This is a genomic window from Leucobacter sp. UCD-THU (assembly GCF_000349545.1).
Classification (GTDB): Bacteria; Actinomycetota; Actinomycetes; order Actinomycetales; family Microbacteriaceae; genus Leucobacter; species Leucobacter muris.
On the sequence record NZ_KB714599.1, the window covers coordinates 424,003 to 449,772 of the forward strand.

23 protein-coding genes and 2 pseudogenes are annotated in these 25,770 nt (G+C 71.1%); 17 read left to right on the forward strand and 8 right to left on the reverse strand.

Annotated features, from left to right (window positions below; all coding sequences use genetic code 11):
• Positions 1 to 77 precede the first annotated feature (77 nt).
• Positions 78 to 1,010 (forward strand): LysR family transcriptional regulator, encoded by a 933-nt coding sequence (locus tag H490_RS19365; protein WP_017883069.1) that lies wholly within the window; start codon positions 78 to 80, stop codon positions 1,008 to 1,010.
• A 36-nt stretch (positions 1,011 to 1,046) separates the two neighbouring features.
• Here H490_RS19365 and H490_RS19370 read toward each other — a convergent pair whose 3' ends face one another.
• Genes H490_RS19370 through H490_RS19380 form a run of 3 tightly spaced genes read right to left on the reverse strand, consistent with a single transcriptional unit; the run spans position 1,047 to position 3,501 of the window.
• A complete protein-coding gene (locus H490_RS19370) occupies positions 1,047 to 1,730 on the reverse strand; it encodes a DNA alkylation repair protein (protein WP_017883070.1) in 684 nt (227 codons plus the stop codon).
• Positions 1,727 to 2,197, reverse strand: a complete 471-nt coding sequence (gene sufU, locus H490_RS19375; RefSeq protein ID WP_017883071.1) for a Fe-S cluster assembly sulfur transfer protein SufU — start codon at positions 2,195 to 2,197, stop codon at positions 1,727 to 1,729. The genes H490_RS19370 and sufU overlap by 4 nt, the downstream gene beginning before the upstream one ends.
• A complete protein-coding gene (locus tag H490_RS19380; RefSeq protein ID WP_017883072.1) occupies positions 2,194 to 3,501 on the reverse strand; it encodes an aminotransferase class V-fold PLP-dependent enzyme in 1,308 nt (435 codons plus the stop codon). The genes sufU and H490_RS19380 overlap by 4 nt, the downstream gene beginning before the upstream one ends.
• A gap of 132 nt (positions 3,502 to 3,633) precedes the next feature.
• On the opposite strand from H490_RS19380, the gene H490_RS19385 reads away from it, so the two are divergent.
• Positions 3,634 to 4,275 carry a trimeric intracellular cation channel family protein gene (locus tag H490_RS19385; RefSeq protein WP_017883073.1) on the forward strand — a complete coding sequence of 214 codons (642 nt, stop codon included), beginning with the start codon at positions 3,634 to 3,636 and terminating at the stop codon, positions 4,273 to 4,275.
• A gap of 61 nt (positions 4,276 to 4,336) precedes the next feature.
• Here the strand turns inward: H490_RS19385 and H490_RS19390 are convergent, their stop codons facing one another.
• Together H490_RS19390 and H490_RS19395 are read right to left on the reverse strand one after the other, a co-directional pair.
• Complete coding sequence (locus H490_RS19390; protein ID WP_017883074.1) at positions 4,337 to 5,608, reverse strand: MFS transporter; 1,272 nt, start codon at positions 5,606 to 5,608, stop codon at positions 4,337 to 4,339.
• A gap of 133 nt (positions 5,609 to 5,741) precedes the next feature.
• Positions 5,742 to 6,701: a DsbA family protein gene (locus H490_RS19395; protein WP_152424176.1), complete on the reverse strand. Its 960-nt coding sequence runs from the start codon at positions 6,699 to 6,701 to the stop codon at positions 5,742 to 5,744.
• Between the two features lie 104 nt (positions 6,702 to 6,805).
• On the opposite strand from H490_RS19395, the gene rsmI reads away from it, so the two are divergent.
• The 8 genes from rsmI (at position 6,806) to H490_RS31005 (ending at position 15,917) form a co-directional block, all read left to right on the forward strand.
• A complete protein-coding gene (gene rsmI, locus H490_RS19400) occupies positions 6,806 to 7,639 on the forward strand; it encodes a 16S rRNA (cytidine(1402)-2'-O)-methyltransferase (protein WP_017883076.1) in 834 nt (277 codons plus the stop codon).
• Positions 7,636 to 8,133, forward strand: a complete 498-nt coding sequence (locus H490_RS19405) for a hypothetical protein (RefSeq protein WP_017883077.1) — start codon at positions 7,636 to 7,638, stop codon at positions 8,131 to 8,133. The genes rsmI and H490_RS19405 overlap by 4 nt, the downstream gene beginning before the upstream one ends.
• A gap of 103 nt (positions 8,134 to 8,236) precedes the next feature.
• A complete protein-coding gene (locus H490_RS19410) occupies positions 8,237 to 9,283 on the forward strand; it encodes an FKBP-type peptidyl-prolyl cis-trans isomerase (RefSeq protein WP_017883078.1) in 1,047 nt (348 codons plus the stop codon).
• 122 nt (positions 9,284 to 9,405) lie between these two features.
• A complete protein-coding gene (dxr, locus tag H490_RS19415) occupies positions 9,406 to 10,497 on the forward strand; it encodes a 1-deoxy-D-xylulose-5-phosphate reductoisomerase (protein WP_017883079.1) in 1,092 nt (363 codons plus the stop codon).
• A 54-nt stretch (positions 10,498 to 10,551) separates the two neighbouring features.
• Complete coding sequence (locus H490_RS19420) at positions 10,552 to 12,114, forward strand: M50 family metallopeptidase (RefSeq protein ID WP_017883080.1); 1,563 nt, start codon at positions 10,552 to 10,554, stop codon at positions 12,112 to 12,114.
• 126 nt (positions 12,115 to 12,240) lie between these two features.
• Positions 12,241 to 13,371 carry a flavodoxin-dependent (E)-4-hydroxy-3-methylbut-2-enyl-diphosphate synthase gene (gene ispG / locus H490_RS19425; protein WP_017883081.1) on the forward strand — a complete coding sequence of 377 codons (1,131 nt, stop codon included), beginning with the start codon at positions 12,241 to 12,243 and terminating at the stop codon, positions 13,369 to 13,371.
• Positions 13,372 to 13,450: 79 nt separating this feature from the next.
• The gene (locus H490_RS19430) at positions 13,451 to 14,665 is read left to right on the forward strand and encodes a TIGR00730 family Rossman fold protein (RefSeq protein ID WP_017883082.1); all 1,215 of its coding nucleotides are present in this window, start codon (positions 13,451 to 13,453) and stop codon (positions 14,663 to 14,665) included.
• Between the two features lie 64 nt (positions 14,666 to 14,729).
• On the forward strand, positions 14,730 to 15,917 hold the full coding sequence (locus tag H490_RS31005; RefSeq protein WP_193743375.1) for an amidase: 1,188 nt from the start codon (positions 14,730 to 14,732) through the stop codon (positions 15,915 to 15,917).
• On the opposite strand, the gene H490_RS19435 is transcribed toward H490_RS31005, so the two are convergent.
• Positions 15,889 to 16,806: a LysR family transcriptional regulator gene (locus H490_RS19435; RefSeq protein WP_017883084.1), complete on the reverse strand. Its 918-nt coding sequence runs from the start codon at positions 16,804 to 16,806 to the stop codon at positions 15,889 to 15,891. The two genes, H490_RS31005 and H490_RS19435, sit on opposite strands and share 29 nt — an antisense overlap.
• A gap of 156 nt (positions 16,807 to 16,962) precedes the next feature.
• Between H490_RS19435 and H490_RS19440 the strand changes: the two genes are divergently transcribed.
• From H490_RS19440 to H490_RS31010, 7 genes are all read left to right on the forward strand, one after another.
• Positions 16,963 to 18,552: an amidohydrolase gene (locus tag H490_RS19440; RefSeq protein ID WP_017883085.1), complete on the forward strand. Its 1,590-nt coding sequence runs from the start codon at positions 16,963 to 16,965 to the stop codon at positions 18,550 to 18,552.
• Between the two features lie 72 nt (positions 18,553 to 18,624).
• Positions 18,625 to 19,587: an ABC transporter substrate-binding protein gene (locus H490_RS19445; protein ID WP_017883086.1), complete on the forward strand. Its 963-nt coding sequence runs from the start codon at positions 18,625 to 18,627 to the stop codon at positions 19,585 to 19,587.
• Between the two features lie 53 nt (positions 19,588 to 19,640).
• Positions 19,641 to 20,606 (forward strand): amino acid ABC transporter permease, encoded by a 966-nt coding sequence (locus H490_RS19450; protein ID WP_017883087.1) that lies wholly within the window; start codon positions 19,641 to 19,643, stop codon positions 20,604 to 20,606.
• The gene (locus tag H490_RS19455) at positions 20,603 to 21,367 is read left to right on the forward strand and encodes an amino acid ABC transporter ATP-binding protein (protein WP_017883088.1); all 765 of its coding nucleotides are present in this window, start codon (positions 20,603 to 20,605) and stop codon (positions 21,365 to 21,367) included. Before H490_RS19450 ends, H490_RS19455 begins: the two co-directional genes overlap by 4 nt.
• Positions 21,364 to 22,125 (forward strand): aspartate/glutamate racemase family protein, encoded by a 762-nt coding sequence (locus H490_RS19460; protein ID WP_017883089.1) that lies wholly within the window; start codon positions 21,364 to 21,366, stop codon positions 22,123 to 22,125. Before H490_RS19455 ends, H490_RS19460 begins: the two co-directional genes overlap by 4 nt.
• Complete coding sequence (locus H490_RS19465) at positions 22,122 to 23,162, forward strand: P1 family peptidase (protein WP_041205038.1); 1,041 nt, start codon at positions 22,122 to 22,124, stop codon at positions 23,160 to 23,162. Before H490_RS19460 ends, H490_RS19465 begins: the two co-directional genes overlap by 4 nt.
• Positions 23,163 to 23,442: 280 nt before the next feature.
• Positions 23,443 to 24,432 (forward strand): GGDEF domain-containing protein, encoded by a 990-nt coding sequence (locus tag H490_RS31010; protein ID WP_193743376.1) that lies wholly within the window; start codon positions 23,443 to 23,445, stop codon positions 24,430 to 24,432.
• On the opposite strand, the pseudogene H490_RS31620 reads toward H490_RS31010, so the two are convergent.
• Both H490_RS31620 and H490_RS31625 read right to left on the reverse strand, forming a co-directional pair.
• Positions 24,429 to 24,626, reverse strand: a pseudogene (locus H490_RS31620) (integrase core domain-containing protein); the annotation flags it as partial. The gene H490_RS31010 and the pseudogene H490_RS31620 overlap by 4 nt on opposite strands.
• A 64-nt stretch (positions 24,627 to 24,690) precedes the next feature.
• Positions 24,691 to 25,674: pseudogene (locus H490_RS31625) on the reverse strand (IS481 family transposase); the annotation flags it as partial.
• Between the last annotated feature and the right edge of the window lie 96 nt (positions 25,675 to 25,770).

Below are 25,770 nucleotides of genomic sequence, written 5' to 3' on the forward strand. Positions count from 1 at the left end.
GGGACCACGCTAGGCACCCACCGATGATTACTCCAATGAATAGATTGGATCATTATGATGTGGATAGGCTATGAAGTGTGAATCTCGAACAGCTCCGCGGCTTCGCCGAGGTGGCCCGCACCGGGCACTTCACGCGCGCCGCCGAGCACCTCCACCTCGCTCAGCCCTCCCTCAGCCGTCAGATCGCGAGCCTCGAGACCGAGCTCGGCGTCGAGCTGTTCCACCGAGCGCGCGGCAACGTGGCCCTCACCGCTGCGGGCGAGCGTCTGCTGCCGTTCGCGCGGCGCATGCTCGCCGACGCCGAGACCGCACGCGGCGAGATGGCCGAGCTCGCCGGCCTCAGACGGGGCAGGATCCGGCTCGGGGCGACCCCCACGCTGTGCACGAGCCTCGTGGCCGACGTGCTCGCCGAGTTCCGGGGCAGGCACCCCGGCATCGACATCGAGATCCTCGAGCGCGGATCGCGCAGCCTCCTCGCAGCGCTCATGGAGGGCGGGCTCGACCTCGCGCTCATCGTGACGAGCGTCTCGTCGGGCGCGGCCCGAGCGGTGCTCGAACGGGAGCCGATCCTGAGCGAGCGCCTCGTCGCCGTCTCGGCGGCGAGCGAGCCCGACCCGTTCGCCGGCGCCGCGCCGGTGGGCCTCGGCGAGCTGAGCCGGGTGCCGCAGGTCGTGTTCCCCGAGAACTACGACCTGCGAGTCACGATGGACGCCGCATTCCGCAGCGCGGGCGCGGCCCCGCTCGTGGCGGTCGAGGGCGCCGAGATGGACGCCGCCCTGAGCTTCGCCGAGCGGGGCATCGGCATCGCGGTGATTCCCGCGATGGTGGCCGCGGATCGCCCCAAGCTGCGCGTCACGCCCCTCGCAGGCGACGGTCTCACCCGTACGATCAGCATCGCGCGGCGCTCCGATATGGCGCCCACGCACGCGGGCGCGGCGATGCAGGCGATCATCCGCGAGGTCGCGGATCGGTTCGCCGCGGCCGAGAGCGGCCTCGTCGCGAGGGTCTGACCGTCGGGATGCGCTCCGCCCGCGGCGCCGTCGCGGTCAGACCCCGCGGCGCGACACGAGCTCGGCGATCGCGAGCGGCGCGTACGGCGACGTGCAGCCGGGCGGCGTGGGGTAGTCCTTGAGCACTTCGAGGCGCTCGGCGATGTCGATCGCCCGTGCGCGGTACTGCTCGTGGCAGACGCCGATCTGCGTGAGGCACCAGTTCATCGACCACTGCAGGCGCGGCGGCGCATCGCGCATGCCCAGTTCGATCACGTCGAGCAGCATCTCGACGTCGACGCCCTCGGGCTGCTTCATGACACGCTCCGCGGTCAGCTCCCAGCCGGCGCTCGCCACCACGGGGTCGTCGTCGATGAGCCAGACGAGGCGCAGCGCCTCGGCGTGGGGGCTCTTCTTCACGATGTAGTTGACGAGCCAGCCGTGCACCTTGGGGATGTATGCCTCTCGCAGCATGGAGTCGAGCTGGGCCTGCGTGAACGCGCGCGGCCTGCCGATGAGCGTGGCCACGAGGCGGGCGGGCGTGTACCCGGTGGCCCACAGCTCGAGTGCCAGATCCTGGTTCTTCTTCAGCGGCTTCGCGACTTCGCGCAGCCGCGTGAGGTTGACGCCGTGATCGTCGCCGTGCCGCTCGTTGACGACGCGGGCCTTCGGATCCTCGAGCGCCTCGAGCACCGCGACGATCTCCGAGACCGTGCTGTCGACCGTGATGGCGGTGCTCATGCCCGCTGCCCCTCGACCTGGCGCAGATCGGCCTCGAGCGCGACCCAGCCCAGCATGGCGCACTTGACCCGCATCACGAACTTCGCGACGCCCTGCAGCGCGACCGCGTCGCCGAGCAGCTCCTCGTCGGGCTCGCCCTCGCCGCGCGCCTGGATCATCTCTCGGAACGCTGCGATGCGCTGCTGCGCACCCTCGAGCGTGAGATGCTCATCGCGCACCAGCTGCGAGAGGATCGACGCCGACGCCATCGAGATCGAGCAGCCCTGGCCGTTCCAGGCGAGGCCCTCGATGCGCCCGCTCTCGGGATCGACCGCGATGGAGAGGTCGATCTCGTCGCCGCAGCTCGGATTGAACTCGTGGTGCGACGCGGTGAGCGCGCCCTCCGGGGCGTCGAGCTGGCCCTTGCCCACCGGGCGCTTCGAGTGATCGAGGATGAGCTCCTGGTACAGTCCGTCGAGCGCGCTCACGCCGCCGCCTCCACTCCGAAGTACCGCTGAGCGCCGCGGAGCGCGTCGAGGAAACGATCGATCTCGTCCTCGGTGGTGGTCAGGTGCACGCTCGCGCGGGTCGACGATGCGATGCCGAAGGCGCGGTGCAGCGGCTGCGCGCAGTGGTGGCCCACCCGCACGAGCACCCCCTGCTCGTCGAGGAACTGGCCGACGTCGTGAGCGTGCAGGCCGTTGACCGAGACCGCGGCGAGCGCCACGCGCTGCGCGGGATCGGAGGGGCCGAGCAGGCGCACGCCGGGCGTGGCCTCGATGCCGGCGACGAGGCGCTCCACGAGTTCGTGCTCGCGCGCTGCGGCCCGCCCCACGCCGACGGCCGAGAGGAACTCGACCGCCGCGCCGAGGCCGACGGCCTGGGACACGGGCTGCGTGCCCGGCTCGAAGCGCATGGGCGGCGGCATGAACTCGGCCGACTCCATGGTCACGCGGGTGATCGCCGAGCCGCCCGTGCGCGACGGCGGCAGCGCGGCGAGCAGCTCTGGGCGGCCGTAGAGCACGCCGATGCCGTTGGGGCCGAGCATCTTGTGGCCCGAGAACGCCGCGAAGTCGACGCCGAGCGCGTCGAGGTCGACGGGGATGTGCGGCACCGACTGGCACGCGTCGAGCACGGTGAGCGCACCGACGCCGCGAGCGAGCTCAGCGAGCTCGGCGACGGGGGCCACGTAGCCCGTGACGTTGGAGATGTGGGCGAAGGCGAACACCCGCGTGCGCTCGTTCAGGGCTCCGCGAGCGTCGTCGATCGTCCAGGTGCCGTCCTCGCGCACGGGGATGTAGCGGAAGGCGGCGCCGGTGCGGGCCGCGAGCCGCTGCCACGGGATGAGGTTGGCGTGGTGCTCGGCCTCGGTGACCAGGATCTCGTCGCCCGGACCCAGCGCGAAGCGCTCGCTGCCGGGCACGCCGAGTGCCGGGTTCGCGCTCGCCTCGCCGATGCCGAGCGCCACGATGTTCAGCGCGTCGGTGGCGTTCTCGGCCCACACGATCTGCTCGGGAGCGGCCGCGCCGACGAAGCCGGCGACCGCCTCCCGCGCCCCCTCGAAGGCCTCGGTGGCGGCCCCGACGGCCCCGCTCGTGCCGCGGTGCACGGCGGCGTTGGCGGTCTCGAGGAACCGCCGTTCGGCGTCGAGCACGCTCGACGGCCGTTGCGAGGTCGCAGCGGCGTCGAGGTAGGCGGGCGGCTGCGGGGTCTCGGCCTGCAGCGCGAAGTACGGGAAGGCCGCGCGCAGCTCGGCGACCTCCGCGGGGGTGAGGGCAGACATGGTCTCCATTCTTCCACCCGAGCTGGTGCCCGGGGAACCGCCCGGTACAACGCTCGCGCCCGCGCGCGTATTCCGGCGCGGCCCGGAGCGGTGCGGATCCGCGAAACCGCGTCAGGGCGAGACGCCGGATAGAATCGCCCCGTGGTGAGCACCGTCGTCTACGAGATCCTGCAGCTGTCGGGCATCCTCGCCTTCGCGATCTCCGGAGCGCTCGTCGGCGTGCGCCGCCGCCTCGACATCCTCGGCGTGGTGGTCGTGGGATCGTTCACCGGTGTCGGAGGCGGCATCGTGCGCGACATGCTGCTCGGTGTGCACCCGCCCGTCTCGTTCACGCACTGGCCGAACCTCGCGGTCGCCCTCGTGGGGTCGCTCGCGGTCTTCTTCGTCCATCCCGGGATCACGCGCATCCGCCACTTCGAGGTGGTGTTCGACGCCTTCGGCCTGGGGCTCTTCTCGGCGAACGGGGCCGCGACGGCGCTCGCCGCCGGGCAGACCCCGCTCACCGCGATCCTGGTGGGCACGATCACCGCGATCGGCGGAGGTGTGATCCGCGACGTGCTCGTCAACACGGTGCCGGGCGTGCTCACGCGCGAGCTCTACGCCGTATCGGCGCTCGTGGGCGCCGGGCTCGCCGTCGGGATCATGGCCCTCGGCGGCAGCGACGGCCTCGCGTCGCTCGTCGGCGGCGCCGCGGCGATCGTGCTGCGGCTCACCTCGGTCGCCCGCGGCTGGCACCTGCCGAAGCCGCGCATCGGCCGGGAGCCCGGATCTGCCGAGAGCTGAAGCGCGCCGAGGCCGATGGCGCTCGAGCCGACTCGCCGCCCGCACCTTCCGCGCGACCGGCTCAGTCGAGGTCGATCGGGCCCGTGGTGATGCCCGGCTCGCGCCCCGCCGGCGTGAGCGCCCAGTTGGCCGCACCGGCGAGTACCGCGAGGGCGGCCGAGACGAGCGGCAGCACGAGCGCCGCGCGCGTGCCCAGGTCGGTGGAGACCACACCCGTGATGGCCGCCGCGAGAGACTGGCCCACCATCAGACCCGAACCGAGCATCGTCATCACGGTCGCCGAGCGCCCCTCGGGGCTGCGCCGTGCGCCGAAGCTGTAGAGCGTGACGAGCAGCGGGCCGATCCCGATTCCCATCATCGCGAGGCTCAGCAGCATACGCGGCAGGTCGTCCGCGGTCTGCAGCAGGGCCGTGCCGGCGAGGATCATGAGCGCGAACACCAGCCACCGGGACCGCAGCGTGAAGCGCGCGGGCAGCAGCGCCACCCCGATCGCGAAGATCGCGGATCCGATGCCCATCACGCCGTAGACGAGGCCGGCGCTCTCGGCATCGCCGCGGTCCTGCATGAACGAGGTGAGTGCAGTGAGCATCGAACCGAAGAACAGGCCGACGGTGAAGATGCCGAAGACGGTGACGAGCAGGGCGGGCCGCCACAGCTCCGAGGCGGGGGCGAGGGTCGCGGCGCGCTCCTCGGCGGTCTTCGCCGGCGCGCTGGTGCGGTGCATCGCGAACGCGGTGACGAAGCAGAGGGTGAGGATCGCGGCGCCCGCGATCGGGGCCCACGCGCCGAGCGTGGTCGCGAGCGCGCCCACCGCGACGGGGCCGAACACGAAGATGACCTCGTCGGCGGCCGACTCGTAGGCGAGCACCGTCGAGAGCAGGCGGGGCCGACGCTGCCTCGGCAGCTCGTTCGAGATGATCGTGACGAGCCGCGAGCGCGACATCGGGGAGATCTGGGGTGCGGTGGCGCCGACCGCGAACGAGGTGAGGAACAGCACCCAGGTGGGCGCCGGGCTGAACGCCACCCAGGCGAGCGCCCCGAGCAGCACGCTGTTGGCGGCTCCCGCGAGCAGCAGCGTGGGGCGCTGCCCGAAGCGGTCGGCGGCCGCTCCGATGAGCGGTCCGACGCAGGCGATGCCGAGCCCGACCATCGCCGAGTTCAGGCCGCCGAGCTCGACGGAGCCGCGGGCCGAGACGACGAGGGTGAGCACGCCGATCACCATCATCGCGAACGGCAGCCGCGCCACGAGCGCCACCGGGTAGTAGAGCATCCCGGTGCGCGAGGTCAGGGTGGGGGAGGGCTGCTGGGCGCCGTGCCGGTCGGTCTCATGCATAGCCGACCGAGTCTAGCAGCGCGGTCGGGGCGCATCCCGCGGTCGGGGTGCCCCTCGGCCGGGTGCACCTCGAAGGGGCGCACCCTGGTCGGGGCGCCTCTCCGCCTGCACTCGCGGCCCGATGGGTTCGGGATCAGCCGAGCTCGACGCCCTGCTGCTCGAGGAACGCGCGGAAGGCGGCGCCGTCTCGCGGGTCGCCCGAGTAGGGCACCCCGTCGACCAGGACGAGCGGGGTGCCGGTCACCTCGAGCGCGGGATCCTGAGCCCCGGGCACCGGCGTGCTGAACACCCAATCGTTGAGCGCCTGGGCGAAGGGCACGAAGCGCTCCTGCTCGATGCACGAGCGGGCCGCGTCGTTCAGCCCGCCGGTCGCGCGGTCGAGCTCGGAGAGGATCGCGGTGTTGTCGTGCCCGGCCGTGCCCTCGCCGGGCTGGAAGCTCTGATCGAGCAGGGCCTGGTGCCCCGCCCATGCCGCCTCGGGCTGCGTGTCGGCGAGGCACTCGATCGCGCCCGCCGTGCGGGAGGAGTAGTAGCCGTCGGCCGAGGCGCGGTCGAGGAAGGTGAGCGGGTGGATCTCGACGGCCGTGTCGCCGTTCAGCACCGCCTGCTCGAGGGTGTCGGCGCTGGCCTCCTCGAAGAACGCGCAGAAGGGGCAGCGGTAGTCGAGGTAGACGCGGATGTGGTGCTGCGCACCGATGCCGGCCGCGTCGACCGGCGCGGGCACCGCGTCGCCGACGGGGGCGTCGGAGGGCAGCACGCCGACCTCGCCGCCCTGCTCGACGAACACGATCCCGCCGGTCGCGAGGTTCTCGGGCCACTCGACCGACGACCCCGATCCGTTCTCTGCCCCGTCGTCGTCGGTCTGATCCTCGACGGGTCCGGCGATCGGCCCGCCGGAGCCCGCCGCGCCGCCGCGCAGCTGCACCGTGGTGTACCAGACCATGAGTCCGGTGAAGAGCAGGGCCACAAGGGCGGCGGCGATCCAGATCATCGCCTTCTTCGGCGCCCGGTCGGCCTCGACCGCCTGCGGCGCGGTGAACGGGTTGGCCGGCGGGAGGGGGCGCTGGGGATCCTGAGGAGGCGTTTCGCTCATGGTCGACATTCTGGCAGTGCCCGCTGAGTCTCCTCCTCACGAGGGCGCGGGATCCGCGACGGGCGCGAGGGGCGAGGAATGCGCGACGGGCATACCATGGAGGCATGATCCTGCTCGCGGCCACCCCCATCGGCAATCTGGGGGACGCCTCGCCGCGCCTCCGCGAGACCCTCGAGGCTGCGACGGTGATCGCCGCGGAGGACACGCGGCACACCGCCCAGCTGCTGCGCCTGCTCGACATCGAGAACCGCCCCGAACTGCTCGCGCTGCACGACCACAACGAGCACGAGAAGGCGGCGTCGCTCGTCGAACGGGCCGCTCGCGAGGACGTGGTGCTGGTGAGCGACGCCGGCATGCCGACGGTCTCCGACCCCGGGTTCCGGGTGGTGCAGCTCGCGGCCGAGCACGGCGTCGAGGTGAGCGCGATCCCCGGCCCCAGCGCCGTCGTCACCGCGCTCGCCGTCGCGGGGCTGCCGACCGACCGCTTCGCGTTCGAGGGCTTCCTGCCGCGCAAGGCGGGAGAGCGATCCCGGGCGCTCTCGGCGCTCGCGGCCGAGCGCCGCACGCTCGTGTTCTTCGAGGCGCCGACCCGTCTCGCGGCCTCGCTCGCCGACCTCGCGGCGGCCTTCGGCCCCGGTCGGCCGGCCGCGGTCTGCCGCGAGCTCACCAAGCTGCACGAGGAGGTGCGCCGAGGCTCGCTCGCCGAGCTCGCCGACTGGGCCGCCGAGGGTGTGCGGGGCGAGATCGTGGTCGTGGTCGGGGGCGCTCCCGAGGTCGCGGTGTCGGCCGAGGCCGCGCTCGCAGAGGTGCAGCAGCGCGTCGTCGAGGGCGAACGACTCAAGGATGCGACCCGAGCGGTCGCCGAGGCCACCGGCCTCTCGGCGCGCGAGCTCTACGCCGCGGCGCTCGAGGCCCGAGCGGAAGGAGCATCGGCATGAGCGCCGACGCGGGCACGGAGGCGGCCGAGCGCCGCAGGATCTCGACCGAGCTGTGGCGGCTCGTGCTGCCCGTGCTGTGGTTCGGCATGGTCGCGGCCATCTCGTTCATCGAGGCTCCGCTGAAGTTCCAGGCCCCCGGCATCACGATCCCGCTCGGTCTCGGCATCGGCCGCCTCGTCTTCGCCGTGCTCAACCTCGTGGAGGCGGCCATCCTGCTCGTGTACACGCTGCTGTGCTTCTGGCCTGCGGCCACCCGCATCGCCGGCGCCCGGCTCTGGAGCTGGATGGCGCTGCTGCTCGTCTTCGTCTTCAAGCTCACCGTGGTGCGACCGCCGCTCAACGCGCGCACCGACCTCGTGCTGCAGGGGGCGGATCCGGGGCAGTCGCCGTGGCACTACGTGTACATCGTCTGCGACCTCGCCACCCTGGTGCTGCTCGTGGTGGTCGCGGTGAGCGCCGCCCGAGCGGTGCTGCCGGCGAAGTCGAGGCGCTGAGCCGCCTCTCCCAGGAGACGGGCAGCCGGGTGCGGAATACTCGGGGACGATCCGCGGCCGCTCGGCCCCGTCGCAAGTTCACGTGTAAGGAAGTCAGATACCAGTGAAAATCTCCTCCGTTCTCCTGCCCGCGGCCGTCGCCGGGGCACTGCTCATGACCGGCTGCACGGGGGGCGGCGGAACCGGGAAGGACGCGTCGGGCGAGGCCTGCGTGCCCGCCGGCGAGGCCAGCAAGTCCATCGCGGTGAAGGGCGGGGTCGGCTCCGACCTCGAGATCACCTCGAAGACGCCCGTCTCGGCCGACGAGATGGAGCGCTCGGTGCTCGAGAACGGCGAGGGGGACGTCGTCAAGAGCGGGCAGACCATCGCGGTCGCGATGTCGATGTTCAACGGCTCCGACGGCGCCAGCCTCCAGCAGTTCCCCGAGAGCGCGGTGCCGTTCGTCGAGGAGCAGCTCATGCCTTGGGCTTACGAGGGCATCCGCTGCGCGACGCCAGGCGAGCAGGTCGCTCTCGTCGCGCCCTACGCCGACGTCTTCGGCGAGCTGAAGGCCGAGGAGAGCGGCATCGAGGGTCTCAGCGAGAAGGACTCGATCGTCGTCGTCATGGAGTTCGGCGAGATCACCGAGGGCGAGGACGCGACCGCCGGCGAGCCCGGCACGCTCGAGCCCGATCAGCTGCTGAAGAAGGCCGAGGGCAAGGAGCAGCAGGCTCCCGCCGGCTTCCCGAGCGTGGTGCTCGCCGACGACGGCGCGCCCACCATCACCGTGCCCGAGGGTGCGGAGCCCCCGTCCGAGCTGTCGATCGCGACCCTCATCGAGGGCGACGGCGAAGAGGTGCAGGAGGGCGACCGCGTCTACGTCAACTACCGCGGCGTGATCTGGCGCACGGGCGAGGAGTTCGACTCGAGCTGGAGCCGCGGCGAGCCGATCGATTTCCTCGCGAAGGAGGGCCCCGGCGGCGTCATCGGCGGCTTCGCGCGCGCCCTCGTCGGCCAGAAGGTCGGATCGCAGATCATCTCGGTGGTGCCCGCAGAAGACGGCGGCTACGGCGCCGCGAGCCTCGAGCAGATGGGTCACCAGCCCGACGACACGATGATCTTCGTGCTCGACATCCTCGGCACGGTGCACGCCGACGCCGACAGCGAGTAGCCGCAACGCCGCAGCCGGCCCCTGTGACGCACTCAGGGGGCGGGCTTCGGCGTCGCCTCCCCGCTCGCGTCCATGATCGTCTCGATGGGCTCGGGCAACGGCGTGCTGACAGAATGGGTGCCATGAGGCGCATCGTCATTCTCGGGTCCACCGGTTCCATCGGCGAACAGGCGCTCGACGTCGTCCGCAAGAACCCCTCCAAGTTCCAGGTCGTCGGGCTCGTGGCCGGCAGCCAGGCCGAACGGGTGCGCGAGCAGGCCGAGGAGTTCAACGTCGAGCACACCGCGCTCGGCGCCGCCGATGCCGCGAAGCTGATCCGCGACGTGCCGGCCGATGTGGTGCTCAACGGCATCACCGGCTCCATCGGCCTCGGGCCGACGATCGCGGCGCTCGAGGCGGGCCGCACGCTCGCTCTCGCCAACAAGGAGTCGCTGATCGTGGGCGGCGACCTCGTCACGGGCCTCGCGAAGCCGGGACAGATCGTGCCGGTCGACTCCGAGCACTCGGCGATCGCGCAGGCGCTGCGCTCCGGCAGCAGCGATGAGGTGCGGCGGCTCGTGCTCACCGCCTCGGGCGGCCCGTTTCGCGGCCGCAGCCGCGAGCGCCTGCGCGACGTCACCCCCGAGCAGGCGCTCGCGCACCCCACCTGGAACATGGGGCGCGTGGTCACCACCAACTCGGCCACGCTCGTCAACAAGGGCCTCGAGGTGATCGAGGCGCATCTGCTCTTCGGGGTCTCCTACGGCGATATCGACGTGGTGGTGCACCCGCAGTCGATCGTGCACTCCATGGTCGAGTTCATCGACGGATCGACCATCGCGCAGGCGTCGCCGCCCGACATGCGCCTGCCGATCGCGCTCGGCCTCAGCTGGCCGAACCGCGTCGCCCACGCCGTGCCGCCGCTCGACTGGACCGCCGCGACCTCGTGGGAGTTCGAGCCGCTCGACTCCGAAGCGTTCCCCGCTGTCGACCTCGCGAAGGAGGTGGGGCGCGCCCGGCGCACCTTCCCAGCGGTCTACAACGCCGCCAACGAGGAGGCCGTCGAAGCCTTCCACGCCGGCCGCATCGGCTTCCTCGACATCGTCGACACGGTGCGCGACGTGCTCGAGGCCCACACGGCGCCCGACATCCTGACACTCGAATCGCTCGCCGAGGCCGAGCGGTGGGCGCGCGAGCGCGCGCAGAAGACGATCGCCGCCCGCGGTTCGCGCTGATCCGCTGCGCCGGGCTCTCCGAGAGTCCACAGCGCCGAGCAGTAGCCTGAGCGGGTGATTGAGGTGCTGCTCTACGTGCTCGGGATCCTGATCGTGGTCATCGGGCTCGCGGTCTCGATCGGCCTGCACGAGATCGGCCATCTGCTGCCCGCCAAGCTGTTCGGCGTGAAGGTGACGCAGTACATGGTCGGCTTCGGCAAGACGCTGTGGTCGCGCAAGAAGGGCGAGACCGAGTACGGCGTCAAAGCGATCCCGCTCGGCGGCTACGTCGCGATGATCGGCATGTACCCGCCCCAGAGGCCGGGGGAGGCGCCGCGGGAGTCGACCACGGGCTTCCTCAACACGGTCGTCGAGGAGCGGCCCGCGTCGGCCCACCGCTCGGGGGCGGGCGACGTGATCGCCGAGGTGGAGCGGATCGGCGATCCCGACCCCGCTGCGACCGAGTCGGGCGGACCCGGCTCCGCAGGCACCACCGCCGCGAGCGGTTCGCGATCCGCCGAGGCCCAGGCCGACGCCGAGAGCGGCGCCGAACCCGAGGGCACCGGCGCCGCCGAGGGCCGCGGCGGCATCGCGGGCATGGTCGAGGAGGCCCGGATCGCGAGCGCCGAGACGATCGAGGCGGGCGATGAGCACCGCACCTTCTACCGGCTGCCGGTCTGGAAGAAGATCGTGATCATGCTCGGCGGCCCGTTCATGAACCTCGTGCTCGCCTTCGTCTTCTTCGGCATCGTGCTCGTCGGCTTCGGGGTGCCGCAGAGCACCACCACGCTCGGCAGCGTCAGCGAGTGCCTGCTGCCCGCGGGCAGCACGGCGACCACCTGCGGCGAGGGCGATCCCGCCGCCCCCGCCGCGGCGGCGGGCATGTTGCCCGGGGACCGGATCGTGACTGTGAACGGCGAGGAGATCGAGAGCTGGGAGCAGTTCCGCGGCATCGTCGCGGGCTCGCCCGGGCAGTCGCTGCGCGTGCTCGTCGAGCGCGACGGGGCCGAGCAGACGCTCACGATGACCCCCGAGCCGAACGCCCGAGCCGTGCTCGACGATGCCGGTCGACCCGTCACGAACGACGCGGGCGAACCCGTCACCGAGACCGTCGGCATGATCGGCGCGGTCTCGGCCTCCGAGACGGTGCCCCAGCCGGTCACCGCGGTGCCGGCGTTCGTGGGCGAGAACGTGCGGCAGGTCGCCGGTGTGATCGTGCGACTGCCGCAGCGCATGGTCGACACGTGGAACGCGGCCTTCGGCGCCGAGGAGCGCGACCCCAACGGCCCCATGAGCGTCGTGGGCGTCGGGCGGCTCGCGGGCGAGATCGTGAGCCTCGACGAGGCGCCCGTCGCGGCCCGCGCCCAGAGCGTGATCGGCCTGCTCGGCTCGCTCAACGTGGCGCTGTTCGTCTTCAACCTCGTGCCGCTCATGCCGCTCGACGGCGGCCACGTCGCGGGAGCCCTCTACGAGGGGGCGAAGCGCGGCCTCGCGCGCGTCCGCCGCAAACCCGATCCCGGGCCGGTCGACACGGCGCGCATGGTGCCGGTCACGTTCGTGGTGGTGGTGGCGGTGGGCGCGATGTCGCTGCTGCTCATGTACGCCGACATCGTGAAGCCGGTGAGCCTGCTCGGCTGAGGTCGGGCTCGTGCTCGCGCTCGGTCGCTGCGCCGCCGCGGGCGCCGGTTCGATCCGCCGGGGGCCATCGGGCGGCGCACAGCGGGCGGCGGTACACTCGACTCCGTGGCAGCAGTGAATCTAGGAATGCCGAAGGTCCCCGAGGTCCTCGCCCCCAGGCGCAAGACCCGGCAGATCAAGGTCGGTTCGGTGATGGTGGGCGGCAACGCCCCCGTCTCGGTGCAGTCGATGACCACGACGCCCACCACCGACATCAACGCGACCCTGCAGCAGATCGCCGAGCTCACGGCGTCGGGCTGCGACATCGTGCGTGTCGCGTGCCCGTCGCGCGACGACGCCGAGGCGCTGCCGATCATCGCGATGAAGAGCCAGATCCCGGTCATCGCCGACATCCACTTCCAGCCGAACTACGTCTACGCGGCGATCGACGCCGGCTGCGCGGCGGTGCGCGTGAACCCGGGCAACATCCGCAAGTTCGACGATCAGGTCGGCGAGATCGCGAAGCGGGCGAAGGCCGCTGGCGTCTCGATCCGCATCGGCGTGAACGCCGGATCGCTCGACCCCCGTCTGCTGCAGAAGTACGGCAAGGCGACACCCGAGGCGCTCGTCGAGAGCGCGGTCTGGGAGGCCTCGCTCTTCGAGGAGCACGACTTCCACGACTTCAAGATCTCGGTCAAGCACAACGATCCGATCGTCATGGTGAAGGCCTACCGCCAGCTCGCCGAGCGGGGCGACTGGCCGCTGCACCTGGGCGTCACCGAGGCCGGACCGGCGTTCCAGGGCACGATCAAGAGCGCGACCGCGTTCGGCATCCTGCTGTCGGAGGGCATCGGCGACACGATCCGCGTCTCGCTCTCGGCGCCCCCCGTCGAGGAGGTCAAGGTGGGCCTGCAGATCCTGCAGTCGCTCAACCTGCGCGAGCGCAAGCTCGAGATCGTCTCCTGCCCGTCGTGCGGCCGCGCTCAGGTCGACGTCTACACCCTCGCCGAGCAGGTCACGAAGGGCCTCGAGGGCATGAGCGTGCCGCTGCGCGTCGCCGTGATGGGCTGCGTCGTGAACGGCCCGGGCGAGGCCCGCGAGGCCGATCTGGGCGTGGCGAGCGGCAACGGCAAGGGGCAGATCTTCGTGAAGGGCGAGGTCATCAAGACCGTGCCCGAGAGCGAGATCGTGGCCACGCTCATCGAGGAGGCGAACCGCATCGCCGACGAGATGGGCCATACGGCGGGCACGGGTGCGCCCGAGGTCGTCACCGCCTGAGCCCGCGACCCACCGCGCCTCTCCGACGATGGGGCAACAACCCCCGGTCGTGTGTTCGCCCGCCTCGTAGACTCGAGGCATGAGCGGTGAACGAGGGGCAGAGGATCGCGAAGAGCTGCGGGGGCGGATCGCCGAGCTGCTCGACGAGGCTGGGGTGCGGGGGCAGCGCAAGCTCGTCACGCAGCTCGTCGACACGAGTATCGGCCTCGGCCGCGACGGCACGAGCCGCGCGAATCTGAAGCTCTCGTCGGCGGCGCTGACCGAGATGCGCAGCGCCTTCCGCATCTTCGCGGCGCACGAGGGCACGCCCAAGGTCACGATCTTCGGATCGGCTCGCATCCTCGCCGGCGACCCGCTGTGGGAGCAGGCCGAGGCCGTAGCGCAGGGGCTCGCCGCGCTAGGCTGGATGCTCGTCACAGGGGCGGGGCCGGGGATCATGGAGGCCGCGGCTCGCGGCGCGGGGCCGGACCGGTCGCTCGGCGTCTCGATCAGGCTGCCCTTCGAGGAGAAGCCGAACGACATGATCAGTCAGGACGGCAACCACGTCGCGATGAAGTACTTCTTCACCCGAAAGCTGATGCTCGTCAAGGAGTCGAGCGGTTTCGTGTGCCTGCCCGGCGGATTCGGCACGCTCGACGAGACGTTCGAGCTGCTGACGCTGCAGCAGACCGGCAAGGCCGTGCCGACGCCGATCGTGCTGCTCGACCGGCCGGGAGGCACGTTCTGGCGGGGCTTCGAAGCGTTCGTGCGCGAGCAGCTCGCCGACTACGGCATGGTGTCGCCCGGTGATCTCGATCGTGTGCTCATCACCGACTCGGTCGAGGCCGCCGTGGCCGAGATCGCGGGCTTCTGGAGCAACTACGACTCGCTGCGGTGGGTGCCGGATCGCGCCGGAACCGATGCGGGCGATCCGCGGGCGCGGGTCGAGACCGAGCCGGATCCTTCGGAGGCGGGCGGGGCCCCCGCGTCGCCGGCCCGACTCGCCTCGGCGGCGGTTCCGCCCGGGCAGACCATGCTGAGCGGGCAGAACGCGCCGACCGCCCCGGCCGTGCAGTACGACCGCCTCGTGCTGCGACTGCGGCGGGCGCCCGAGGAGGCGCAGCTCGACGAGCTGAACGCGCGCTTCGCGCACATGCTGGCGAAGGGCCGCATCGAGCTCGCGGACGCCTTCCCGGAGGAGCTCGCCGATCGGGATCGGACGGAGCTGCCGCGCGTCACCCTGGTGCCCGAGCCGCGCGCGATCGGCAGCCTGCACCTGCTCATCAGGGCGCTCAACGCGCTCGTCGCGGACTAGGGCGGCACCGCCGTAGGCCACCGCGACTCCCGTTTCCGACCGGGCACCCGCTACTGTGGTGCGCGTGAACGGAACGGCTGCGCCTGCGGGCATCGTGATCACCGAGCTGTCGGGAATCGAGACGGGGGACGGCCCGCTGCGGGGTTTGCGCCTCGCAGTGAAGGACAACATCGACGTCGCGGGCGCCCCCACGACGGGCGGGTCCCGCATCTTCGGTCACGAACCCGCGCTCGCGACCGCCCCGACGGTCGCCGCGCTCGCGACCGCGGGCGCGCGGCCCGTCGCGAAGGTGAACCTGCACGAGTTCGCGTACGGGGTGAGCAGCGACAACCCCTGGCACGGCCGGGTGCCGAACCCGCGGTTCCCGGATCGGATCCCGGGCGGATCCTCGGGAGGCAGCGCCGCGGCGATCGCGGCGGGCATCGCCGAGCTCGCCCTCGGCACCGACACGGCGGGCTCGATCCGCATCCCCGCGGCCTGCACGGGCGTCGTCGGCCTGCGGCCCCGCAACGGGTCGCTCGACCTCGCAGGGGTGCAGCCGCTGTGCCCGTCGTTCGACACCGTCGGGCCGATGGCCGCGAGCGTCTCCCTCGTGGCCGAGGCCTGGCGCGCGCTCTCCGAGGGCGCGAGCAGCCCGGGCGGGCCGCTCGCGCGGGCGGGCGCGGCAGGCGGTCGACAGGGCGACCTCGCGGGCGGCGGAGGCCGGGCACCGCTCCGCGTGGGCGTCTGCGGCGATCCCGACCCCGCCGCGCTGGGCATCCTCGAGGGGCTCGGCGTGCAGACGGTGCGGGTGGAGCTGCCGCTCGACGAGATCGAGGCGGCGTTCTGGCCCGCCTTCCGCGCCGAGATCGCCCGTGCGCACCAGGCCACCTACCCGCGTCTGGCGGGCGAATACGATCCGAACGTTGCCGCGAAGCTCGCCGGCACGCAGGGGATCCCGCTCGAGCGCTATCGCGCGAGCCGCGAGCGGCTCGCCGCGCTGCGCGAGCGGCTGCTCGGCGAGTGGCGGCGGCTCGGGGCGGTCGCCGTCGTGAGCCCGGTGCTCGGCATCCCCCTGCCGCGCGTCGGCGAGCGCGAGGAGGACTACCGGGATCTGCTCGGCCTCTACGCCGTGCCCGCCTCGGCCCTCGACCTGGCGGCCCTCGCGGTCGGCGACCTGCAGATCATGGCCCGCTCCGAGCGCGAGGCGCTCGACCTCGGCATCGCACTCGAGAGGGCCGGCCTCACTCCCGTGGCGCCTCGTCTCGGATGATCGCCTCGCGCAGCCGGCGCAGCAGACGCTGCACGGGCTGCTGGGGGGCGCGCCGGGAGACGAGCGCCCACACCCGTCGCGAGAGCGCGATCTCGGGCACGTCGAGCACGCGCACGCCGGCCGGCAGTTCGCCGAGCGCCACCTCCGGCATGAACGACGCCGCGTAGCCGCTGCCGATGAGCTTCAGCGACACCGAGAAGTCGTCGCAGCGGGCGACGACCCTCGGCCGCAGCTCGCGGGCCGAGAACGCGCCCTCGATCTCGGCGATGTCGCTCGATCCGGGATGGTGCAGCACCCATGGGCGGCCGACGAGCTGCGACGCGCTCACCGGGCCGTGCCGGTGCAGATCCCAGCTCTCGGGCACCACGACGCGGTAGCGATCCTCGCCGAGGTACTCGGGATGCACCGAGTCCGGCCACGACAGCCCGCTGTCGCCGACCTGGTAGACGAGCGACACGTCGACCTCCTCGCCGTTGCGGAGCGCCTGGATGGCGGGGGAGGGGTCGCGGATCGTGAGGCGCACCCCGAGCAGCGGCTCGTCGACGAGCTGCTCGGTGAGCAGATCGGGGAAGACCCGGTGCGCGAGGCTCGCGTAGATGCTCAGGCGCAGCTCCTCCCGCGTGTCGAGCCCGGCGCCGGCCGCGGCCTCCAGCAGGGCGTCGAGCTCGGCGAGCACGTTGACGGCGTGCTGTGCCATGATCTCGGCGGCCTGCGTGGGGCGGGCGCTGCGCGCGGTGCGCTCGAACAGCCGCACCCCGGAATCGTGCTCGAGCGCCGCCATCTGCTGGGAGACCGCCGAGGGCGTGTAGCCGAGGCGGTTCGCGGCGCCGGCGAAGGATCCGAGGCGCACGACCTCGAGCAGCGTGCGCAGGTGGACGGGGTTGAGCATGGCGACTCCCGGCATCGAGAAGCGGAAAATGCGTAAGATCTGCTGATGCTCAGCGTAGCCGATTCGCGCAGCGGTGGAGTGGAAAGCGCGGGCCTGCGTGCCCTAGCCTGAGCTAGAACGGGCTTCGAGGATGATGCGAGAGGGTAAGTGATACTGATGGTTTCCACGCTGTTCCTGCATGGGGCGATCCGCTCGCTCGAGTCCGAGACCGCGGTGCACGAGGCGATGCTCGTCGAGAACGGTCGCATCGTCGCCCTCGGCTCCGAGGGCGAACTGCGCGGAATCGCGCCCGCCGGCACCGAGACCGTCGAACTCGACGGCGGCGTCGTGCTGCCGGGCTTCCACGACGCCCACTTCCACATCGGCAACCTCGCCCGAGAGCTCGAGGCGCCCGACCTCCGCGGCGCGGCCTCGCTCGGCGAGACCCTCGACCGGCTGCGAGCCTGGGCCGACGCCCACCCGGGCGACGGATGGGTGCTCGGCGGCCGCTGGGACCGCAACCTCTGGCCCGCCGGCGAGATGCCGACCCGTCAGGCGCTCGACGCGCTCTTCGGCTCTCGCCCCGTGTCCCTGCCGAGCGTCGACGGCCACGCGGTCTGGGCGAACACGGCCGGCCTGCGCGCCGCCGGCATCGACGCCGGCACGCCCGACCCCGTCGGCGGCCGCATCGAGCGCGAACCCGGCTCGCAGGAGCCGACCGGCCTGCTGCTCGAGTCGGCGGGCGACGACATCCGCGACCGCTCCGAGGCCGCGCTCGTCGGCGAGCTGCACCGCCTCCTCGAGCGGGCCCAGCAGACGCTCCTCGCCTGCGGCATCACCCAGATCACCAACTTCGAGGGCGAAGACGTGCGCGCCGGGCTCGAACGACTGCGGGCCGACGGGCGCATCGCGATCCGCGTGCACGTCGGCGTCGCGATGGGCGACCTCGACCTCGCGATCGCCGAGGGCCGCCGCACCGGCCGCGGCGACGACTGGCTCACCGACGGCCCCGTCAAGCTCTTCTCGGACGGCGCGCTCGGATCCCACACCGCGCACCTGCACGAGGACTTCGCGGGAGAGCCCGGCAACCACGGCATCGAGGTCATCCCCTTCGACGAGCTCTGCGAACTCGTCGAGCGGGCCGTGAGCCACGGCATCGCCGTCGCCACCCACGCGATCGGCGACCGGGCCAACACGCTCGTGCTCGACGCCTACGAGCGCCACCGCGAACTTACCGCCGCCGCCGGCCTCACCAATCGCGTCGAGCACGCCCAGCACCTGCGCTGGCAGGACGTGCCCCGCTTCGCCGAGCTCGGCGTCGTCGCCTCCCAGCAGCCGATCCACTGCACGAGCGACTTCCCGCTGAGCGTCGAACTGCTCGGAGACCGCGACATCGCGCACTACCCGTGGCGGTCGCTGCTCGACTCGGGCGCGCTCGTCGCCTTCGGCTCGGACGCCCCGGTCGAACCGGCGAACCCGCTCTACGGCGTGCACGCCGCGGTGACCCGCCAGAACCGCGAGGGCCTGCCGCCCGGAGGGCGCGAGCCCGAACAGCGCATCGCGCTGCTCGACGCGCTGCGCGCCTTCACCGAGGGCGGCGCCCGCGCCGCCGGCCTCGCCGATCGTGTCGGTCGGCTCGCCCCGGGCCTCCTCGCCGACTTCGTCGTGCTCGACCGCGACATCTTCGCGGTCGAACCCCACGAGATCCCGGATCTCACCGTGCGCACCACCGTCGTCGGCGGCCGGGTCGTCTACCGGGCCGACTGAACGGCTGCACCGCACCGGGATCCACGCCGCGCACGGGGAAGTGCGCACCCCAACCCACGAATGGAGAACCAGATGAAGAACAGCACGCGAGCACTGCAGCTCTCGGGAGCGATCGTCGCGAGCTTCGCCCTGCTCGGGCTGACCGCCTGCGGCGGGCAGTCCCTCAGCGACACCGGCAGCGGCGACGCGGCGGGCGAGGTCGAGTTCATGGCCGTGCCCGACGAGGAGAAGGCCAAAGACGTGATCGAGGGCATCGAGCCCTCCGAGGAGGCCGCCGCGCTGCTGCCCGACGAGTTCAAGGGCAAGGGACTGCGCTGGGTCACCTCGGTCGGCTACCCGCCCATGGAGGAGTGGGCGAGCGACGGCGAGGGCATCATCGGCGTCGATCCCGCCATCGGCCACGCGATCTCGCGCACCCTCGGCGTCTCCATGACGATCGAGGATCAGGAGTTCAACTCGATGATCCCGGGCCTCATCTCGAAGCGGTACGACGTGCTCGCCAGCTCGATGACCGACAACGCCGAGCGCCGCGAGACCACCACCTTCATCAACTACGTGAGCGCGGGCAACGCGTTCCTCGTCTCCACCGGCAACCCCGAGTCGATCGAGACGCCGTCCGATCTCTGCGGCAAGATCGTCGCCGTGGTCGACTCCGGCTCGTCGGCGCTGCTCGCCGAGGAGTTCTCGGCCGAGTGCGAGGCCGACGGCAAGTCGCCCTACGAGATTCTCGCCTTCGGCGGCGATTCCGAGGCCAACCTCGCCGTGCAGAGCGGCCGCGCCGTCGCCACCATCGGAGACTACCCCGTCGCCGCGGCCCGCGCGGCCGACCCCGAGAACAAGATGGACGCCATCGAGATCGAGGGCGGCGAGAGCCTCTGGGGCCTCGGCGTCGACAACTCCAACGAGGAACTCGCGAAGGCGATCCAGGCGGCGCTGCAGGAGCTCATCGACAACGGCACCTACCTCGAGATCCTCGAGGCCTGGAGCGTCGATGGCATGGCCGTCGAAGAGGCCACCATCAACGGCGGCGCCTGAGTCCCGCCGCGGGCACCGCACACGAGAACGTAGCAAGCGAGAGGAGCACCGCGATGAGCGGCACTCGAAAAGAACCCTTCCTGGGGCCGGGCGGCGATGCCGTCGAGATCGCCCCCAGGCTGCACGTGAGCCGCTGGCTGGTGGGGGCCGTCGCGGTCGCCGCCGTGCTCTGGGCCGTGTCCATCGTCGTGTTCAACGAGAACATCCGATGGAACCGCGTGTGGGAGTACCTCTTCTCCCCGAGGATACTCGAGGGCGTGGTCGTCACCATCTGGGTGAGCATCGCGGCCACGATCCTCGGCCTCGTGCTCGGTGTGGTGCTCGCGGTGATGAAGCTGTCGAAGAACCCGGTGCTGCGGTGGATCGCGGAGGGCTACATCTGGTTCTTCCGCGGCACCCCGGTGCTCGTGCAGCTCATCTTCTGGTTCAACCTGGCGTTCCTGCTGCCCTACATCACCCTGCAGGTGCCGTTCACCCAGATCGGCATGCGCTGGGACACGAACCAGCTCATCAGCGGTTCGGTGGCGGCGCTGCTCGGCCTCGGCCTCAACCTCGCGGCCTACTTCGCCGAGACGGTGCGCGCCGGCATCCAGGCCGTCGACCGCGGCCAGCGCGAGGCCGCGCTCGCGGGCGGCATGACGCAGCGCCAGACGATGCGGCTCATCGTGCTGCCGCAGGCGCTGCGCATCATCATCCCGCCCACGGGCAACGAGTTCATCTCGATGCTCAAGACCACCTCGCTGATCGTGGTCGTCGCGGGCAACGACCTCATGACCAACGCGAGCCGCATCTACAAGCAGAACAATCTCATCATCGAGCTGCTCATCGTGGCGAGCCTCTGGTACATGCTCATGACGGCGATCGCCACCTACCTGCAGTCGCTGCTCGAGAAGCGCTTCGGCGAGGATCGGGTGCGGCTCGTGCGCGGGCCGGGGTTCAGTCAGCAGCTGATCCGCGCGGCCACGGGAGCGATCACTCTGCCCAGGGGCAAGAAGGCTGAGAAGGAGGCGGCGCGATGAGCGAGCTGTTGGTGGATGCGCGCGGAGTGCGCAAGTCGTTCGGTGAGAACGAGGTGCTGCGGGGCGTCGATTTCGAGGTGCGGCCCGGCGAGGTCAGCTGCATCATCGGGCCCTCGGGATCCGGCAAGTCGACCTTCCTGCGCACGATCAACGCGCTCGAGACGATCGACTCGGGCAGCCTCGTGGTGCGGGGCGAGCAGGTCGGCTATGAGCTGCGCGGCGGCAAGTACCACGAGTGGTCCGATCCGCAGCTGGCGAAGTTCCGGTCCCGGATCGGCATGGTGTTCCAGCGCTTCAACCTGTACGGCCACTACGACGCGATCGAGAACGTGGCCGCGAGCCTGATCCACGTGAAGCGGATGTCGAGGGCCGACGCGCACGCGCGCGCCGAGCAGGAGCTCACCGGCGTGGGGCTCGCGGATCACATGCACAAGAAGCCGCACCAGCTCTCGGGCGGGCAGCAGCAGCGCGTCGCCATCGCCCGCGCACTGGCGATGGATCCCGAGCTCATCCTCTTCGACGAGCCGACGAGCGCGCTCGATCCCGAGCTCGTCGACGAGGTGCTCGAGACCATGCGACAGCTCGCCGACGGCGGCATGACGATGATCGTGGTCACGCACGAGATCGGCTTCGCCCGGGAGGTGGGCGACACGCTCAGCTTCTTCGACGAGGGCAGGGTGCTCGAGCACGGCACCCCCGAGAGCGTGCTCTCCGGCAGCGACTCGCAGCGGATCCGGGGCTTCCTGGATCGGGTCCGATGACCGAGCTGCGCGCCGACCGGCGCGCGGTGATCGGGGTGCTGGGCGGCATGGGGCCGGCCGCGACGGCCGACTTCTACGCGAAGATCGTGCAGGCCACACCGGCCCAGCGGGATCAGGACCACCCGCGCACGCTCATCTGGTCGGACCCGTCGATCCCGGACCGCACGGGGGCGCTCATCGGGAGTGGCCCCCACCCGGGCCCGCAGCTCGCGGCGGGCGCGCGCATGCTCGAGCGCTCGGGCGCCGACGTGATCGCCGTGCCCTGCAACACCGCGCACGCCTTCCTGCCCGAGATCCGCGCCGCCGTCCAGGTGCCCGTGCTCGACATGGTGCTCGAGACGCGGGACCGGGTGCTCGAGATGCTCGCCCCGGGCGGGCGGGCGGGCCTGCTCGCCACCCACGGCACCATCCGGGCCAGACTCTACGAGCAGGCCTTCGCCCAGCGCGGCGAACCCCTGCTCGTGCCCTCGGGCGAGCAGCAGGAGCGGGTCATGGAGGCGATCCGGCAGGTGAAGGGCGACCCCGAGAGCGCGGCGGCGGCGCAGACGCTGTGCTCGGCGGTGGCCGACCTGGCCGAGCGCGGGGCCGGCGTCGTGATCGCGGGATGCACCGAGATACCGGTCGCGCTCGCGGGGGCGGTGGGGCTCGCGGTGCCGGTCGTCGACTCGACCGAGGTGCTCGCGCAGGCCGTGGTGCGGTGGGCCCTGAGCCACTCGGGCAGGGAACAGGACGAGGAGACCGAACGATGGAGCGCATGACCGCGCAGGAGAGACCCCGGCTCGACGAGCTCGGGATCGGCGCCGGCAAGTACGCCCGCGGGGCGATCAACGCCATCACCGACGTGCCCGGCGTGCGCGTGGGCCACGCGACGATCTCCGACGGGCGCTACAACACGGGTGTCACCGCGATCGTGCCCGACCAGCTCACACCCGAGCGGCGCTCGTTGCCCGCGGCCCTCGCCGTGGGCAACGGCTACGGCAAAATCGTGGGCGCCACGCAGCTGCAGGAGCTCGGCGCGATCGAGACCCCCGTTCTGCTGACGAGCACGCTCTCGGCGTTCCGGGTGGCCGACGCGCTCGTGGCGCAGCTGCTCGCGCAACCGGGCCACGAGCAGACGACCACGATCAACCCGGTCGTCGGCGAGACGAACGACGGGGCCCTCTCGGCGATCCGGGATCGCCCGGTGGGGCCCGAGCAGGTCGCCGAGGCGCTCGACTCGGCCTCGGGAGGTGCCGTCGCCGAGGGCTGCGTGGGTGCGGGCACCGGCACGACCGCCCTCGGCTTCAAGGGCGGCATCGGCACGTCGTCGCGGCTCGCCCCCGTGGGCGACGCCGAGTACACGGTCGGCGCGATCGTGCAGAGCAACTTCACGGGCCTGCTGCGGATCGCCGGCGTGCCGATGCCGGCGGCCGAGATGCTGCCCGAGCCGTCGGCCGAGACCATCGGCAACTCGTGCATGATCGTCGCCGCGACCGACGCGCCGCTCGATTCGCGGCAGCTCGCCCGCGTCGCCCGCCGGGCCGTCTACGCGATGCGCGGCGTCGGGGCCGACTTCGACCAGGGCAGCGGCGACTACGCGATCTCGTTCTCCACCGCCGAGCGCGGCGCGGCGCCCCGCGATGAGGATCTCTCCCCGCTCTTCCACGCCACGATGCTCGCGGTCGAGGAGGCGCTCATCAACTCGGTGCTGCGGGCGACCACCCGACGCGGGCCCGAGGGTCGCGTCGGGCACGAGATCCCGGTCGACGAGGTGCGACGGCGGCTCGCGGCGGCGGGCGCGAGCGAGCTCGAGTAGAGCCGTCGGCGCCGTGTCCCGGGCGAGGGGCGCTCCCGAATGCTCGGGAGCGCCCCTCGCCGTGAGCGCGCCTCCGAGCCCGGCGGCGACCGCGCCTCCCGCCCGCGAGTGTTCCCGGAATACGAGGTATCGGAGCCGGAGGAGAGCGGGTAGAGTCGCGGGTGACGCACCGCTTCATCGGCCCCTCCCGATCCGCGCAGACGCCCGACGCGCGGCCGAGCGAAAGACGCGTTCATCTCCTAGAATGGAGATGTTATACACGTGTCTCAAAGGTGTGGAGGTGGGTACGATCAGCAGGGCGGAAGACCTGCTCGCCTGGGTGCGCGAGCGCAGCACGATGTACTCGGTGGCGACAGCCGCCCTCTGCGCCGTCTTCACGGTGCTGCTCTGCTCCGATCTGTTCCTCGAGGGCGGCCCGCGACTCGGTTACCCGATCATCGTCACGCTCATGATCCTCTCGGCCGTCGCGGCCCTCGGGTTCCTGGTGCTCGGCGATCGCTTCGGGTTCTGGCCCGCCCTCGTGATCGTCACCGCCAACGGTGTGATGATGGTGCTCGACTTCACGCTGCTGCGCGTGCCGACCAACACCATCGGATCGGTCATCCAGATGCCGGTGCTCGCGCTCTACCTCGGCATCTTCCTGCGCCCCGCCGCCGCGAGGATCATCGAGGCGGGCGTGCTGATCGCGGTGCTCACCGCCGCGGTGCTCGGGCACACGGGCACCGACGTCTTCTACGGCGGCAGAAACCTGATCAAGATCCTGCTCTTCGTCTGGCTCTGCCTCGAAGCCGGCATCTACGCCCAGAAACGCTTCAAACGCGAGACGCACGTCGACATCCTCACCGGGCTGCTGAACCGGCAGGGCCTCGTCGACCGCGCCTACGCCGAACGGGCGCGCGCCACCCGCGCCGAGCGGCCGATCAGCGTCGCGATGATCGACCTCGACCGCTTCAAGCAGGTCAACGACACCCGCGGGCACAGCGCCGGCGACCACGTGCTGCGCGATCTCGCGGGCCAGTGGCGCGCGCAGCTGCGCGAGAGCGACGTCATCGCCCGGCTCGGCGGCGACGAGTTCGTGCTCGTGCTGCCCGACACCGACGTCGAGACCGGGCAGCGGGTCATGGAACGGCTCAACAAGCACAGCTCGCACCCGTGGTCGTGGGGGCTCGTCGAGTGGCAACCCGACGAGAAGCTGTCCCACGTGGTGGCGAACGCCGACCGCGAGATGTACCGCGACAAGGCCACGCGCCGCGAACCCGCCGACCGCTAGCTGTAGTTCCTCGTGAGGTTGTGAACACGATCTGACGGTGTGAGACCACCGATCCCGGTATGGGGTCGGTGATGATTGTAGTGATGCAGCCAAGCGTCGTATGTTGCGGCCCTGGCTGCATCACTCTCATACATGCCGGCGTACGCCCACTCTGCTGCGAGCGTGCGGTTGAAACGTTCGACTTTCCCGTTCGTAGATCGGAAGAGCACACGTCTGAACTCCAGTCACGCCAATATCTCGTATGNTGTAGTTCCTCGTGAGGTTGTGAACACGATCTGACGGTGTGAGACCACCGATCCCGGTATGGGGTCGGTGATGATTGTAGTGATGCAGCCAAGCGTCGTATGTTGCGGCCCTGGCTGCATCACTCTCATACATGCCGGCGTACGCCCACTCTGCTGCGAGCGTGCGGTTGAAACGTTCGACTTTCCCGTTCGTCTGTGGCCGATACGGGCGCGTGCGATGATGCTTGACTCCGGGGCCGAGCGCGCTCGCGAACGCGTGGGATCGGTAACAAGACCCGTTGTCTGTCATGACAGCGGTCACCACGATTCCAGCCTGGGTGAAGAACTTACGCGCCCGATCCCAAAACGCTGCCGCGGTCTCTTTCTTTTCATCGTTCAGTATCTCGGAGTACGCCAATCGCGAGTAATCATCGACCGCGTGATGTAAGAACGCGTAGCCGCGCGAGGATGCTGCGCCAGTACGTGCCGCACGGTCACGAGCACTGCCCGCTTGACGATCTTGCGCGGATCCGCGTCCGTGCACACGCCATCCGCCCCCAGTGGGAATACGGCCGAGTTTCTTGATATCAACGTGCACGAGCTCTCCCGGGATCTGTTTCTCGTACCTCATGATGCGAGGCTTCCTCACGGGAAGACCGGTCGCGCGGTCAAGATGGGCCAGATGCGGCATTCGATATCGGTTCAAGACCCGCTCGATCGTGGAACGCGGGATACCGAGGTGGTAACTAATGCGATGCGGCCCCCACTGACGGGTGAAACGCAGACTGATGATGCGATGCTCGCGTCGTTTCGAGAGGCGATTGGGTGAGGTGTGCGGGCGTGAGGAACGATCCTGGAGGGTGTCATCGGCCCGGTATCTCGCAGCCCATTTTGCAGCGGTCGCGGGTGACACTTGGAACCGTTCCGCGGCACGGCGGATGGTCCATCCCTGATCGACAATCAATACTGCGAGACGTTGTCTGCCGATAGGGGTGAGGGGTGCGTTAGCGTGGGGCATGAAGACCTCCGGTTGAGGACGTGTGTGTGGTAACCCACATCCTGCCGGAGGTCTTCTTTAGTCTGCTACGCGTTCACAACGTCCCAAGGAACTACA